Below are 14,910 nucleotides of genomic sequence, written 5' to 3'. Positions count from 1 at the left end.
TCTCTCACACAGCTGTATGAGAGATGGTTCTTAACTGTTTCCTGGCTCCAATCTGCCGAATCTAACAATACATTATAAATCTATCATTATTATACAATACGAATTCCTGATAAGACGACCGGTGTCAGAATCAATACGGTTGCAACCGTTAGACAGCCCCGGGTCACTTTACCAGACAGTTTTCGCTGTGTCTCTGATGAACGATACCAGCCATGAAATTGTAGTTTATTACGATATGCAACGAGAAACAAAAGTAAATTTCCCGCAAGCAAAAAAAGTCCATAAAAATCCTGCCATTGAATCAACATTGATATAATTCGCTGCTCTACTTCCCCTAGAAGCGCTGTAATGATGAACATTATAATCATCATTCGTACTATTTCGAGAGATGCACTCCATAGTTTGGTCATCATTTGCTCCTTTCACATCGGAACACTTTGGGTCTCTTTATTCACTTGAAACCTCTGCAGTCTTGTGTAGTTCATCACTGCCTCTGAGTATATGAGACTCTACTTTCCTGCTAAGCCATAAAAGCACGATTACAACAGCGATTACACCGAGTAACAAAAGCGGTTGTTCCAAAAAGTCTGCAAAGTTAGCTCCTACAAAGGATACACTAAATACCATAATACCCTTGCCTAAAGTAACAGCAAGTAAATAGGATTGAATATGCATCCTTGCTATGCCTGCGGCCATGTTGACCGCTACAAAGGGGCCTACCGGAAGAATTCCAAGTATAAATACATAACTAAACCCGTTACGCTGAATCCACCTCATCCCTTTCTGGACCTTAGGCTTCGAAGCCCATTTATCCAGATAACGAGAGCTAGATATTTTGCGTACCACAAGAAACGTAACCAGACATCCGCTTACCAGACCGAACCAAGAATATATAAACCCAGGCCAGAAGCCATATACCGCAGCGTTGACACCAACAATTAGAGCTGTTGGCAGCGGTGGTATAAACGACTTTAGAAAGGTAAGAAGAATTCCGGGCAAAGGTCCGAATGATCTGAATTTCTCCAGAAACCACTCGAGATTTTCTTCTGTAAATAATGACATGATGTCAGCCACATCAAGCAACCCATTTCACCTACTTTATTATTCAGTTATACATAGTGTAACGGATTAGCGGCGATCATTCATTAAAATTATTTTTACAGAATACCGACCATTATTGATTATTCAATAGAGGCTGAATTTGCTTCATATGATGCTGATCATGCCAGATGAAATCCTTCATGAATACGGCTGCTTGAAATGGATGACCGTCCGCATCCGTATATTCCTTATCATATTGCTCGTCCGACAATGATTGAATGTGGTCTATCAGAGTTTGGCGATATGTCTTTGTTTGCTCTGCCAGCTCTTGAATAGAACAGGTTCGTCCGTATTGCTTAGCCTGTTCGTTAAACACATTATAATCCAGATGTTTAACTGTCAGCTCCTCTCCCTCGTTAACTTTACGAATAGCTTCTTCAAAGAAGTACTGATCCCATTTCATGATATGACTAACGACATCGCGCACAGACCATTTTCCTTCTCCGAGCGGTTGATTCCAAAAATCCTCTTTCTGCTCTTCCAAAACCTCAATAAAATTAATCCATGCCGAGTACTGCTCTATGAGCTGATCTTTCTCATTCATATCCTGCAAGCCTCCATTAATCTTCTTATATAAAAATGTTCTTAATTCATCATCACACCAATCGGATAACATAAGCAATTGTTGAAAAGGATCTCCTTCGATGCCAAGCAGTTTCGCAAATGCCGGTTCCGTTTTCATACCCAACTGTTTGAGAGAAATAATATTTTGACGCGCCTCTTCACCGAGGATTTTTAATATTCGGTGCTCCACCACCATATGTCTAAACCCGTTTTGCAAGATAGTCGGAACTGGCTGAGCAAACAACTCAAAGAGCCAATCTTTATATGTAAATTGTACGACGAGGCTCTCTGCAGCCTCTGCCTTTCCCGGTTCGCAAGAAAATTTTAGAGTAGATATACTTCCTAGACGTTCTGTTATCACTTCTTGGTAATCTTTAAAGTCTGAAACGCAACATATGATATCCAGATCGCTCTCCGGCAGATCAATTCCGATCGGAATCGTTCCAACTAAAATAGGATCAAATTCCCGAAGTCTATCCATGATCTGCAATTCTGCCAACACGTCATACACAGCCTGCTGCCTGTAATTTCCATGCTCTAAATAGGAAAGATCTCTGAAATCTATGAGGGTATTTATAAAATCAACACCTTTCATTTGACCCGTAAATCAGCAGCGGTCTAATCTGTTATCTCTCCGTCCAAGCTGTTCTCACGTATCCAAGCTTCATTCCGACACGTTCCATATTACGATGGCTTGGAGATATAAATGAACACTGACTTACCACCAAACGGCAGCTCTCCCTTGCAGCCTCTGCGATCCGTCTTCTGAGTAATCCTTGCTGCAACCCTTGCCGCCGGTACTCTGGTAACGTGGCGGCAAACGTCAAAGAAGCGACATGCCCCTTGACATACATTACGCCAGCCGCAGCCGGATTATCATGGATATAAGCCATAAAAAATCTCCATCCCGGACGGTCATACAGCACTTCGTTATTTCGTGCTACAGAAGGTATACCCTGCTGAGGCAATCCGGTTCCGATACAGTGAACAGTCGCGTATTTCTCAAACTCATCCCGCTTTAGTGGTTTAATATCGATTGCAGCCCAATGGGATTCATCAGTCAGAGACTCTGGCTTAATATACATAGACGTATGAAAACCGGACTGATACATTCCTTTGTCAGCAAACGCTTTCAATAGTTTCTGGTCGACCAGCGAAGGAACAACTTCAATCTGAAATTTACGATCTCTCGATCGGTAGAAGTGCATTATGTCATCGATGTACGAGATATCTTCAGACCGTATTCCTTTTACTGTGTTAAATGACGACCAAGGCATACTCTTACTGTACAAGCAAACTGCATGGCCTATATGCTTTATTTCAACGCCTTCCGGATTACCGTCCCGTTCCTCAATGGCCTTCATCCGATCTGTCATATAATCAACTTCAGATGACTCGATGTCAACGATTAACGACTCTGACGGGAACGATTGAATCATAAATATATACGCCTCCTTGGTTTAATCATCAACTCTGCCAAATGAATCTATGGTATACCTTCAGAAATATTCCGATAATCACTATTTTAGAACACAGGTTCCCATAATTCAATAGTTGTTTACAACTTCTTCATTCTATAAAAAAAGCACCCTGCCATCATGTTCATGAAAGGCGGGTGCATCTGGAACTTTATTTATTTACCGTTCGTAGGAATATCACATGAGCCGTCTGTGCAAGCACCAGCGGCATTGTCATCATCATTTACGAGAATCAATGGCTTTTCTTCACCATAGGCTTTTTGTAGGGCATCCATAAATACCTCCAACGGTTGAGCCCCTGATACGGCATATTTACCATCCAATACGAAGAATGGAACACCTCGAACCCCAATTCGGTTCGCTGCTTCTTCATCAGCGCGCACTTCTGCGGAAAATGCATCTCCAGCGAGTACGGCGGCTGCCTCATCACGGGATAAACCTATTTCCGCTGCCAAATCAGCCAGAAGCTCTTTATCCTCCAGATTACGTGTTTCTGTAAAGTAAGCTTGGAAAAGCCGCTCGGTCATTTCTTTCATTTTGCCATGCTGTGATGCAAAGTGAATGAGCCGATGGGCGTCAAAGGAGTTCGACGGAAGGATTTTATCCAGATGATATGTAAGTCCCTCTTGGGCAGCCTGTTTTGTAATATTATCGTTAGAAGCCTGCGCCTGTTCGATGCTCATGCCATATTTGGCAGCCAGCAGTTCGTTTATCGATACGCCCGGCTTATAGGAGGCATTCGGATCAAGTTCAAAACTGCGGTAAACAACCTCAACATCTTCTTTATGTGGAAAATGGTTAAGTGCCGTCTCAATACGGCGTTTTCCAATATAACAGAACGGACACATAATATCCGACCAGATCTCAACTTTCATTAAAGACAACCCCCTAAGTTAATAATCGTCACTTACTTATTGTAACTTACGTTCGAGTTTTCCGCAAGTTTTTTACGTATCACGAGAATACAGAAGGAGATCATCCCGACGATTCCAGCCCGCTGCAGACCAAAACCGGCCGCCTGCTGTGTTATCCGCTAAAACCATACATTGACACCTTAATATGCCTCTTTGCTTAAGTTGCTCAAGACAGGATGAAACTAATCCCGACCCAATTCCCTGTCCCCGATATGTACTCTTCACAGCAACATGATACAAGAACCCCCTTCTTCCGTCATGGCCACATAATGCCGTTCCGACAATCTGACCTTCATCCTCACATACAAAGCTCAGGCCCTGATTTCGATCTAAATAAGCTCTGATTGAGGGCTCCGAATCGGATTCACTGATTACAACTCCTGCTGTATTTCTCCATAAATCCAGAATCTGTTCATAGTCTTCGATAACCAGTTCTCTATATAGATGCATTAATTATCCTCCTAAAACCAGTACTTTACTCCGTTCCCACATCAAATGAGATATAAGTACAAGAAAACAGACGGCTAAAGCCGCCTGTTCATTTGTACTTACGCCAATCCATTCCACTATTTTCCAGTAGGTGCTCGAAATCATTATCCAATCGTTTCTGCTCTGCTTTACGTGCTGCTTCCCGCTTGAGACGTTCTTCTTCAAGTCTCTTCGCTTCATCAGCTTTCAGGGAATCAGCCTGGGCTTTTAGGCGTTCAATCACCTGTGGATTTAACAAATCCTTAAGAGTGGCCGGCTTATCTGTAGATTCAGTTCTAGGCGTCTCTTTTCTTCCCTTTTTTTTCGCCATATCGCATCACCTCGGTTCCTCATCATTATAACAGTTTCGACCTTTCACAGCACCCGGTCCTTATGTATCAAGCAAAAGCATAGCTAATATATACCATGATCAGCAGCCCAACTATAAACGAATAGGTTGAAGGGCGCTCATAACCGTGTCCGTGACTCTCAGGAATCAGTTCCTTATACACGATAAACATCATGGCTCCAGCTGCAAATGCTAATCCGTAACCAATCAAAAATTCAATATAACTAGCTGCAAAATAACCAACGACAGCGGAAACAAGCTCCATCATTCCTGTTATGAACACGATCAAAAACGCTTTGAATCTGCTCACTCGGGAGTTAATCAGAAACACTGCTAAGATTAATCCCTCCGGCATATTTTGTGCACCGATCGAGATTGCAACCATGGGTCCCAGTCCAACATTTTCGCTTGCATAACTGAATCCCGTGCTAAGCCCTTCCGGAATGTTATGAAGGAACAAAGCAATAATGACCAGCAATGATGAAGAATCAAAAGACCGTATACGCGACTGGTTCTCCACATCGATGTGGGGAATGTTTTTTTCAATCAGATCCAAGACCACAATACCCAGCAGCAATCCGACTGTAAGCGGTATGATCCCGCCTTCCTGCAAGGATTGAGGCATTAGGCCAAAGGTAGAAGCAGAAACCATAATTCCTGCCGTAAAAGCGATGAGGATATCTTTCCATTTCTCGGACAATGTTTTTACGAATAATAACGGCACCGCTCCAAACACGGTTGCCATGGCTGAAATAAAGCTACCTATGAGAGCCGATTCCATATCATGCTGTCCCCTTTATTTTTCTGTGTTAATCGTCAACTTCTTGATGCTAGGCTATTATTATATAAACATTGATTTACGAATATGAAAATGGGAAGGGCTTCCAACACTACTTATATAAGTTCACCTTATACACTACCTAGACTAAAGTCTAGGTTCTACATTTACCCTCAGACGGAGGACACTTTTTTTAATTCATGATATGCTCACTTTATTGAGTACATATGAAAGGAGATAGTTTACATGATGAAACGGACCATTCTTGCGCCGCTGCTAATCCTACTGGGTGCCTATCTGTTATTCAACCAGGGAGGCACGGTAAGTACAGGATCCATCTTCGCAACGTTTTGGCCTACACTTTTTGTCATTCCACTCGGATTGTTCTTCCATTGGATGTACTTTTCCATGGTTGGTCGCCAAGGGATCGGACTTCTTATTCCGGGTGGAATTTTGCTCACAGCGGGTATTGTCAGCCAAATTGCTTCCTTATTTGATAATTGGGGAACCATGTGGCCGGGATTCATTCTAGCCGTTGCTGCAGGCCTGTTCGAATTTTACTGGTTTGGCTCCCGCAACAAATGGTTGCTCATTCCAATCAATATTTTGACCGTGCTATCGCTATTGTTCTTCGTCGTTTTCTCAATTGGACCGGTTCTGAGTTATTTGTCAATTGTACAGCCTTTGATTGCAATCTTGCTCGTCCTCGGCGGTGCTTGGCTGATCCTAGGACAAAGAAAGCACCGGTAAATTGTTCTTACAACCCAAATCGAGGACATATATTTCCTCAGGCCTGAAATGCAAGATGTGAATGAGTTACTATCTACAAAATACATACAAAACAAACAAAAAAGGAGAGCCCTCTGGCTCTCCTTTTTTGTTGAACTATCAAATTTGCATTATAAGGGCGATCGATGGGACTTGAACCCACGAATGCCGGAGCCACAGACCGGTGCGTTAACCCCTTCGCCACGACCGCCATATCAATCAGTGATTTTTAATTTAACATATGAGTAAGGATTTTTGCAAGTTGTAACTTTTTCCAATACCCTTTTTGCTTACTCGTGCCATAAAACAGCTTCTAATTGTTGCTTGGCTATCGTCATTAAGGGTATAGTCACATTACATCACTTCAACAAAGCACAAAGGCGGTTTAAGCATGATCTATCGATTAACATACTTGTCAGATGATCTCCAAGTTAATGGCTATTTATGCATGCCGACAAACTTTACGCATTACAAAGGTGCTCCTCTGAAACAGTACATACACCAGTCCGTTTCCGATATATCAGAGGTCGAGATATTAGCGTCACCACTGGATATAGATGAAAAGGATACGTCCACTCTTCAAAAAGACAAGCTCCCTCTCCTTATCTATTGCCGTGGAGGCATCGGTAAATATGGTGCCGTCAAGCTAGATTGGCTGCGCCAATTTGCAGCTAAAGGATATTGTGTATTCGCTCCTGCCTATCGCGGAAATGAAGGAAGCCAGGGCCGAGACGAGTTCGGCGGCAGGGATGTCTTGGATGTTTTGTCCGCAATGACCTGGCTATCCAAACTGCCATTTGTAGATACGGAGTCTATGTATATGCTTGGTTTCTCCCGGGGCTCAATTAATGCCGCAAGAGCAGCTGTAGACACTTCAATGATATCCAAGTTGATCCTTTGGAGCGGGGTATCGGACATGATGCTGACATATGAGGAACGCATTGATCTCCGCAGAATGCTGAAAAGAGTGATCGGGGGCACACCAGCAAAATACCCTGAGCGTTACCTTGAGCGATCCCCTCTTCATTTTGCAGATAAAATTCAATGTCCTGTACTTATCGTACATGGTACCCTAGATGAACAAGTCTATGTCCGTCATGGACTTCAAATGTACGAGCGGCTGCTTGAATTAGGAAAGGATGCCAGCTTGCATCTGTATGAAGACCTTGGGCACCACTTTCCTGCTGCCTTGCATGAGACTGCGGTTAACCGAATATTTGATTGGCTGGAGAAGCCTGTTATCTCTTGAGTTAGGTTATAATCCAGTATTTACAGTTTCCATCGTGAATATCTTTCAGCCTGCCCCCGTTGCTCTCAATAATGCGGCGGGATGCAGCGTTATCTTCATCACATGTCAACAGCACCTCCGAGATTTGTTTGTCCTTGGCCATGCCAAGCAACTGTTTCAACAAAAGCTTGCCATAACCTTTTCTTCTCTCTGATGGTCGTATGACATAACCGATATGCCCTCCATGCTCCAACAGCTGGTCGTTTAAGTAATGTCTCAATTTACCGTAGCCAACGGGTATCCCATCGACATATATCCAGTACAAGGTCTGAGGTACATAGCCTTCAGGCAAGTTGATACCTTGTGCCATTTTGTGATTCGTAATAAGTTTCAATTGAAAATCTTCCATTCTCTCACTGTACAGGCTATTTACAAATCCGTTTTGCCCGCTGCCGATTTCAAGGATCATATCATATATATCTCGGCCTTCATCGGTATTCAACGCTCTCAACTCCACTATGTATCACTCCTCCACCTGAAAAATAGAATCTACAATAATAGGCAGATCATCCCGGACCGAGACAGCCCCCAATACGGAACGGGCATGGACGCCGGCTTCGCCGAATACATCCATCAGAAGGTCTGAGTACCCGTTTAACACCTTGTGATGTTCTTCAAAGCTGGATACTGCATTCACGAATCCTTGGATTTTCACAACCCTCTTTACCTTGTCAAGCGATCCAAGAGTTTCCTTAAGTACAGCTAGCACTTCGATCCCAGCCTGACGAGCAAATTCGTATCCCTGTTCCGTCGTAAAAACCTCTCCAAGCTTCCCACGTGGCTGTCCCGCAGGACCTTTCCCCGACACAAACATAAGGCCGTTTACCGTTACAGCGTTTGCGTACTTCGCAGTAGGCCCGCTAGCTTCAGGAAGTGTGATACCGAGTACCGCCAATCGTTCATCGATGGAATCAACCATGCTAACCCCTCCTAATTCCTTGTTATCTGAAATCATTAGCGATACCAAGCTGTCATTTGCGGTACATTGTATCATGAAAAAACTTCTATATGAACAAAAACCTTTTGTCTTACAAATCAAACGTGCCGGCCAAAGAAAAACCTTTGACCGGCACGTTTTTACTTCTGTATTAAATATCAAATGAATAGCTCTTATAGCGTTTCATATTCATGATGGCCTGCCATACATCCGGCGTCTCTGAGCCCGGATACCAATAAGCGAATCCGGCAGTATGCCGATCCTCTACCATGCTATGCTTCACCGACAAAGATCGGGCGTCCTCTGTCCAAATTTTGCGTTGTAATCCGCTACGTGTATACCCTGCCTCATATTGACCAACAACGTCATTCCATACCATTGAAGCTGATTGTTTCCATATACGTTCTCCTTGCTCGATTAAACTGATATCCTCTGATCCGACGACTGGACTAAATCGCCATTCCCGGGTATACAGCGGAAGAGCGATCACTGCTTTCGAAGCTGGAATTTGAGTCAATAGTTTATCCACGGCAGATGATAACCACGGCATTGAAGAAACGGACCCGGCTCTCGGCGAACCTCCCCAATGTTCATCATATCCCATAAGCACCACATAATCGGCGAATTTACCCAAAGCAGCATAATCGAAAGCTGCTGTCCAATCAGTTCCCAGGTCTGGAGAAACGTCAATCGAAGTCACAGCTCCCCGGCGGTGCAGCTCAGTTGATAACTCACGAATAAATGCTGTCAAATTAGAGCGGTCCTCCGGTAGAACATCTTCAAAATCCACGTTAATACCGTTGAGATTATACTTCGTCACATAACCAGCCAGTGTGTTTACCACCGAACGCCTTGAACTGGCATCACTCAGCATTTGATGGGTTACTTCTGCATTCGAACGATTCCCGAGCATCCCCCACACCTTACGGCCGTTAAGCTGAGCCCACTTAAGCAGCTCCTGGTCTGTCCCGTCAGAGACGGTCCCTGTGCTCTCGATATAATACCACCGTGGTACGAGTGTATTCAGGCCCGCTGTCTTGGCATAGGAGATATACTGTTTCGCAGATCCGTTGTACAGCCATCCCATTTGGATACCTGACGCTGATGAGTTATATCCTGCATCCAGAACATCCGATACATTACCGGAACGCAGAACACGGTCCAACAGCATGGCCGTTTCTTCTCTAGTAATAGCATCATATGGACGGAAGTATCCATCACTTCCCTGTATCCAACCTTTTGTTGTAGCAGTTCCCACTTCGGACCGTGCCCAAGACGCCAGGTCCTCCGAATCTTTGTAACGGTCTGCCACAGCCACATCATCACGGCTGCTGTCCAGCTTCATGGCACGGACCATCATTACCGCTGCTTCCTGCCTGGACACAGGATCCATGGGCTTAAATAGCCGCTCTCCTTTACCATTAACAATCCCGAGATTCGTTCCGCTGTGAACCCATCCGTAATACCAAGCCTGGTTCGGAACGTCCCGAAATGCAGGTAGGTCATTCATTACCGGATTCATCCCCAAGAGCCTGCCAAGCATCGCCGTAAACTCTGCTCGTGTAACTTTACCCCGCGGCAGAAAAGCCCCGGCGCCATTTCCGTCTACGATCCCTCTCTTGGCCAAGCGAAGAATAGCTTCTTTCGCATAACTGCCTGAGATATCATTAAATACGGGTTGACTCGGGGCTTGCTTGGCCTCTACTGGAGTGAATCCGCTTGGGATTAACATCAAACACACCATCAGAGACAATATATATTTTTTCACAAGTACGCCTCAATTCTTTCGTCAGATTCATTCACCAGCATATCAGACGAAAGATATTTCAGGCATTAATCATTTCTTGGTAAATCCCCAATTTTTATTACAATGATCTACGGCTTACAGGCGAGAACAATCGTGCCAATCCCGTTGACTTTCAGCATATTATCACATAAATTCTCAACACATTCTTCTCCAAACAACAGATGCCAGGAGCCAAGATCCGGAAGCTTAACTTCTGCTGCTGTTCTGCCGGCATAGTGAAGCACATACAAATGCTTCTCAGGATCTCCGTTCGCATGATCACGAATACTGTAAGCCACCGCATGCTCTGGTGCTTCTTCGAAGAACAGATGATTTCGTATCGCATCAGCATCTTTCATCCGGAAAGCAGGATGTTCCTTGCGAAGCTTGATCAGCTGGCGGATAAACATCGTGCCGTCCTTGTGCTCGGCTGCCTGATCCCAGTTCAGTTGATTTACTTCATCCCCAGATTTATAACTGTTCTCTTCGCCGCCTTTGGTACGGTAATATTCCTGCCCCGCATGAATGAATGAAATCCCCTGGCTGGTCAGGATCATCGATGAAGCCAGTCGGTGCATAGCCCGCCGAAGATCATCGCTTTCCCCTTCGGTGGATAGTACAATTTTATCCCACAGGGTATGATTGTCATGACATTCCACAAAGTTCACCGTTTGATCGGGCTCAACTGCGAATGAAGCAAATTCATCGCTGTAAGTAATACCTGCAACAATTCCTTGCTTCACATGGGATTCGAAGGACTTTCCGGTGCTGATAAATCCTTTCTTGTCATAGACAAAAATATCTCCTTTTACAGCATCCCTGAATCCATCATTAAAATGAGCGATCCTTGGCATTTCCGCAGCTTGAAGCTGATTCGCCCGTTTCTCCTGTGCCAGCTCGGTTTTCATGTTCCAGCCTTCACCGATCATAATGATCGATGGATCGATTTTATCCAACTGTCTGCGGATTTCGTTCATGGTATCTGTATCCATAAGCCCCATGAGATCAAAGCGGAAACCATCAATATGATATTCCTGAACCCAATGCAGTATTGAATCAACAATAAATTTGCGCATCATCGGTCTTTCGGTTGCATTATCATTCCCACATCCGGAGCCGTTAGAGAACTTGCCATCCGCTGTATAGCGAAGATAATAGCCGGGAACCAGCTTCGTAAAGTTCACAAGATACCCGTCATACACATGGTTGTACACCACATCCATAATGACCCGGATCCCTTCATCATGGAACGTCTGGATCATCTGTTTCAACTCTCGGATACGGGCATCCGGCCGGTACGGATCGCTCGCGTAAGATCCTTCTGGTACATTATAGTTCTTCGGATCATATCCCCAGTTATATTGCGGCTCATCCAAGCGAGTCTCGTCTACACTTTCCGTAGCGTAATCATAGGTAGGCAGCAGTTGAACATGTGTCACACCAAGATCCTTGATATGGTTCAGGCCTGTGACCATTTGGTCCGTTCCACGGGTTCCTTTTTCAGTCAGGCCAAGATATTTACCCTTATTCCGTACACCGCTACCAGCATGAATCGTATAATCACGAATATGTAATTCGTAAATAATAGCGTCCACCGCATTCTCAAAACTTGGTTTATCCGAGGTCCACCGATCAGGATGCGTTTCTGTAAGGTGCATAATTGCACCTCGGTCTCCATTTACGCCAACAGCTTTAGCATAAGGGTCAACAGCCTCATTCCATTGGTTGCCGATCCGAACCAGGTATGTATAATACTGTCCCGCCAAATCACCGTCAATCTGAACGGTCCATGTGCCTTTCACATCGCGATTCATAGGGATTTTTTTGCCGGAAGTGCTGTCCCAATCTTCGTAGAGCATGAGAAAGACTTCACTAGATGTAGGAGCCCATAAACGGAACTTTGAGCTAACAAGTGAATAAGTAAGTCCAAGATCTTCACCATCATAATAAAAGGCTTTATCAAACTCCTTAGAGAATACCGAAATTCCTCCGGTTACGGAGAGGTCTCCATAATCAATATTAACATTGCTTTCTTTCTGTACTGACATGCTGTTCACTCCTTATTTACGTTTAAATTTCTTAAGATTGTTGTGTAGCTCATCATCACGAATTGAGCGATCGCCGTATCTGGCTTGTTCATACAGACTGATAAAACCTTCTGACATGGACTCCTCCGCTTCTTTCCATACTTTCAGATCCTGTTCAGTTTCTCTTGGTGTGCGGGATGGCTGCCATTTGTATCCTTCCTGTATTTTACGTGTCAGTATCCTTCTGTATATCTGTCTTATTCTTGCCGCATTATCACCTGACTCATCGTTTCTATGTAAGGACCCGTTTACACGTAGCCTTGTGAGCAAACGTTTGAACAAGTTAATAGCCTTCTCATGCTCAATTTCTATTTCCTCGTCCTCGTAGCCCGATGCTGCTACGTTCTGCGGCGAGCGGGACATCAAACGGTTCAGCCAGGCAGACAATTTTCTGAGCAAGCCTGGAAGAGATTTGGCGAAGCGGTACAGCAGGAATACAATCAAAACTGCAGCCAAAATATAAAAAGCGTAAAATGCCAGCTGCTCTATAAATTTAATCCATGCAGGCGGTGATGATATTTCTTCGGGGAAAGGCATGTTGTTCTCTCCCGAAAGATTCTGCTGAGGAGGCTCACTTTCTTCTGGTGATGTACTCAGAAGACCCGAGATCCAGGACGCGATGCTTCTTCCTAACGCAGTCAGCCATTGCTGCAATTGTGGAAAAAGAACGATCGCACCAATAATCAGCAACATAATAATAATCATCCCTCTATTATGCCTAAGCACACGCTGCTCAATAACTGGGACCTCTGATCCGGGAAGGGTCTGTTCTTCAACAAAATTGCGATTCACAATGAACAAGGTGACGATTAGTGCCGAAGCTCCAGCCAGTGTTAAGATAGATAAAAAAGGCTTAAACGAAACAATAAAACTCAAGACGAAGCTGCTTACGCCATATATGATCAAGCCAATCAAGAAATGTTGTCCCGGAAACATGATGGACCAGCTGATCTGTTCCATTCGAGCTCCCCGATAGCATACAACAATTAAACTGGGAACGGTTACGAGAAGAGCGAGTGAAGTACCGAGCAATGAAATGGATACCACAATAGCTAGCACGCAAGCCCACAATCCTGATTTCAGAAATGTATTTAACTTGAACAGTTGACTGCCTGCAAAACCTGCAGCATATCCAAGAATGAGCACCACCGACCATATAATCATAAATGATTTCGGAAGAAGATACACCATCGGTATGTATAATACCGGAAAAAACAGTAAACATTCAACCATTCCCTGTCCAATAGCTTGAGGCAAATCCTTCAGCATGGATTTCATCATAACACCTCCTTCCTTGATAAACCTGGCTCTTCAAGAAGGGTTACCTGAATTCGATGTCCTTCCTCTTTGAACCGGTTCAACATGGACTGCAAGCGATCGTTCACATATGTGCTTAGCACCAAGATATCATATGATCCCTCCAAACGATAAAGCTCTTGTTCCATATAATCATGAAAAGAGATCGCACGATTTAACTCCAACCTTGCGAGTGATTCATAGATAAGGCTCAGCTGTTCTCTCCCGCCAGATATGGGAATGTCAATGAGTTCATTTGGCTCTTCTTCAAGACTTCCGTTAGAGCCTAAACCTAACTCCATGCCTTGGGACAGAAGATGAGATGCAACACCTGCTGCTAGGCGAATCCCGTGTTCAACAGCTTCTGGTCGAGTTGCCTTACTCCACATGAGTTCATGATCTTCAATGTTCAAATAAAGTTTTATCCGGCAGTCTGCTGTTGCCTCCCGCCTGTGAACCTGCAGAGATCCGCTCCGGGCACTGGCCTTCCAATGAATATTTTTTAAAGGATCACCATCCCGGTATTCCCTGATTCCTGAAATAAGGAACGGATCCTCCACAATCCATCTTCGGACAATTAAATCTCCCATCCAGGTCTGGACCGGCAAACTCATTTCAGATACATCTAACGGCTCAGGATAAACTACCACCTGACCTTGAAGAGGAACGCTCCGTACTACGAAGTTACTTCCCAGAAGATCACCGGAAGTCATCGACACGGTACCCAAACGGTAAATCCCTCGGTGAGCTGCTGTTACGTAATGTTTTCTAACGATCTTTGTCCATGGCATCAGACTGAAAAAGCTTTTGTGGTTCTGGTTATACTGCCCTTCACTGATATCCAGATTCTGTTGTCCCCGAAAGACAAGTCCCATCCGGAATTGAGATTCCACCCGAAGCCAGGGCACAGGAAGAACCTTGCGGTTCTCGATCGTTTCAATCAATTCCAGCGCCTCACCTTCAAAACATGATGAAACCTTAAATGATCGGTTATATGTAATCTTGCTCAGAGCAAAACGCCGAAACAGGCCTGCCTGCATTGAGATGACAACGGCTGCGACAAGAAGTATCCAGTATGCTCCCATATATTTTCCTC

At 44.4% G+C, this 14,910-nt stretch carries 16 protein-coding genes and 1 tRNA gene; 2 read left to right on the top strand and 15 right to left on the bottom strand.

Annotated elements, in window-relative coordinates; genetic code table 11:
- Nucleotides 1-89 precede the first annotated feature (89 nt).
- From AC2TF5_RS10550 to AC2TF5_RS10515, 8 genes are all read right to left on the bottom strand, one after another.
- On the bottom strand, nucleotides 90-413 hold the full coding sequence (locus tag AC2TF5_RS10550; RefSeq protein WP_491302108.1) for a hypothetical protein: 324 nt from the start codon (nucleotides 411-413) through the stop codon (nucleotides 90-92).
- Nucleotides 414-447: 34 nt separating this feature from the next.
- On the bottom strand, nucleotides 448-1,062 hold the full coding sequence (locus AC2TF5_RS10545) for a TVP38/TMEM64 family protein (protein ID WP_491302107.1): 615 nt from the start codon (nucleotides 1,060-1,062) through the stop codon (nucleotides 448-450).
- 112 nt (nucleotides 1,063-1,174) lie between these two features.
- Nucleotides 1,175-2,167: a DUF4269 domain-containing protein gene (locus tag AC2TF5_RS10540; RefSeq protein WP_491302106.1), complete on the bottom strand. Its 993-nt coding sequence runs from the start codon at nucleotides 2,165-2,167 to the stop codon at nucleotides 1,175-1,177.
- A gap of 124 nt (nucleotides 2,168-2,291) precedes the next feature.
- Nucleotides 2,292-3,104, bottom strand: a complete 813-nt coding sequence (locus AC2TF5_RS10535) for a GNAT family N-acetyltransferase (RefSeq protein WP_491302105.1) — start codon at nucleotides 3,102-3,104, stop codon at nucleotides 2,292-2,294.
- 194 nt (nucleotides 3,105-3,298) lie between these two features.
- On the bottom strand, nucleotides 3,299-4,018 hold the full coding sequence (locus tag AC2TF5_RS10530; protein WP_491302104.1) for a DsbA family oxidoreductase: 720 nt from the start codon (nucleotides 4,016-4,018) through the stop codon (nucleotides 3,299-3,301).
- A gap of 72 nt (nucleotides 4,019-4,090) precedes the next feature.
- Entirely contained in the window at nucleotides 4,091-4,507 is a 417-nt protein-coding gene (locus AC2TF5_RS10525) for a GNAT family N-acetyltransferase (protein ID WP_491302103.1), read from the bottom strand.
- A gap of 88 nt (nucleotides 4,508-4,595) precedes the next feature.
- Nucleotides 4,596-4,856 carry a YqkE family protein gene (locus tag AC2TF5_RS10520; protein ID WP_208919158.1) on the bottom strand — a complete coding sequence of 87 codons (261 nt, stop codon included), beginning with the start codon at nucleotides 4,854-4,856 and terminating at the stop codon, nucleotides 4,596-4,598.
- Nucleotides 4,857-4,923: 67 nt separating this feature from the next.
- Nucleotides 4,924-5,655, bottom strand: coding sequence for a ZIP family metal transporter (locus AC2TF5_RS10515; RefSeq protein ID WP_491302102.1), 732 nt, complete (start codon nucleotides 5,653-5,655; stop codon nucleotides 4,924-4,926).
- 243 nt (nucleotides 5,656-5,898) lie between these two features.
- Between AC2TF5_RS10515 and AC2TF5_RS10510 the strand changes: the two genes are divergently transcribed.
- Entirely contained in the window at nucleotides 5,899-6,402 is a 504-nt protein-coding gene (locus AC2TF5_RS10510) for a hypothetical protein (protein ID WP_491302101.1), read from the top strand.
- A gap of 156 nt (nucleotides 6,403-6,558) precedes the next feature.
- Here AC2TF5_RS10510 and AC2TF5_RS10505 read toward each other — a convergent pair.
- Nucleotides 6,559-6,631: transfer RNA gene (locus tag AC2TF5_RS10505), tRNA-His, on the bottom strand.
- Nucleotides 6,632-6,811: 180 nt separating this feature from the next.
- Here AC2TF5_RS10505 and AC2TF5_RS10500 point away from each other — a divergent pair.
- Nucleotides 6,812-7,669 carry an alpha/beta hydrolase family protein gene (locus AC2TF5_RS10500; protein ID WP_491302100.1) on the top strand — a complete coding sequence of 286 codons (858 nt, stop codon included), beginning with the start codon at nucleotides 6,812-6,814 and terminating at the stop codon, nucleotides 7,667-7,669.
- A gap of 1 nt (nucleotide 7,670) precedes the next feature.
- Here the strand turns inward: AC2TF5_RS10500 and AC2TF5_RS10495 are convergent, their stop codons facing one another.
- The 6 genes from AC2TF5_RS10495 to AC2TF5_RS10470 form a co-directional block, all read right to left on the bottom strand.
- On the bottom strand, nucleotides 7,671-8,165 hold the full coding sequence (locus AC2TF5_RS10495; RefSeq protein WP_491302099.1) for a GNAT family N-acetyltransferase: 495 nt from the start codon (nucleotides 8,163-8,165) through the stop codon (nucleotides 7,671-7,673).
- A 6-nt stretch (nucleotides 8,166-8,171) separates the two neighbouring features.
- Nucleotides 8,172-8,627: a RidA family protein gene (locus tag AC2TF5_RS10490; RefSeq protein WP_491302098.1), complete on the bottom strand. Its 456-nt coding sequence runs from the start codon at nucleotides 8,625-8,627 to the stop codon at nucleotides 8,172-8,174.
- A 169-nt stretch (nucleotides 8,628-8,796) separates the two neighbouring features.
- A complete protein-coding gene (locus tag AC2TF5_RS10485) occupies nucleotides 8,797-10,413 on the bottom strand; it encodes an S-layer homology domain-containing protein (RefSeq protein ID WP_491302097.1) in 1,617 nt (538 codons plus the stop codon).
- A gap of 107 nt (nucleotides 10,414-10,520) precedes the next feature.
- On the bottom strand, nucleotides 10,521-12,479 hold the full coding sequence (gene pulA / locus AC2TF5_RS10480) for a type I pullulanase (protein WP_491302096.1): 1,959 nt from the start codon (nucleotides 12,477-12,479) through the stop codon (nucleotides 10,521-10,523).
- Nucleotides 12,480-12,491: 12 nt separating this feature from the next.
- Nucleotides 12,492-13,799 (bottom strand): DUF4129 domain-containing protein, encoded by a 1,308-nt coding sequence (locus AC2TF5_RS10475; RefSeq protein WP_491302095.1) that lies wholly within the window; start codon nucleotides 13,797-13,799, stop codon nucleotides 12,492-12,494.
- Nucleotides 13,796-14,899, bottom strand: coding sequence for a DUF58 domain-containing protein (locus AC2TF5_RS10470; RefSeq protein ID WP_491302094.1), 1,104 nt, complete (start codon nucleotides 14,897-14,899; stop codon nucleotides 13,796-13,798). The genes AC2TF5_RS10475 and AC2TF5_RS10470 overlap by 4 nt, the downstream gene beginning before the upstream one ends.
- Nucleotides 14,900-14,910 lie beyond the last annotated feature (11 nt).

The organism is Paenibacillus sp. JNUCC 34 (assembly GCF_058269055.1).
This window is presented reverse-complemented; position numbering and strand designations above follow the sequence as displayed.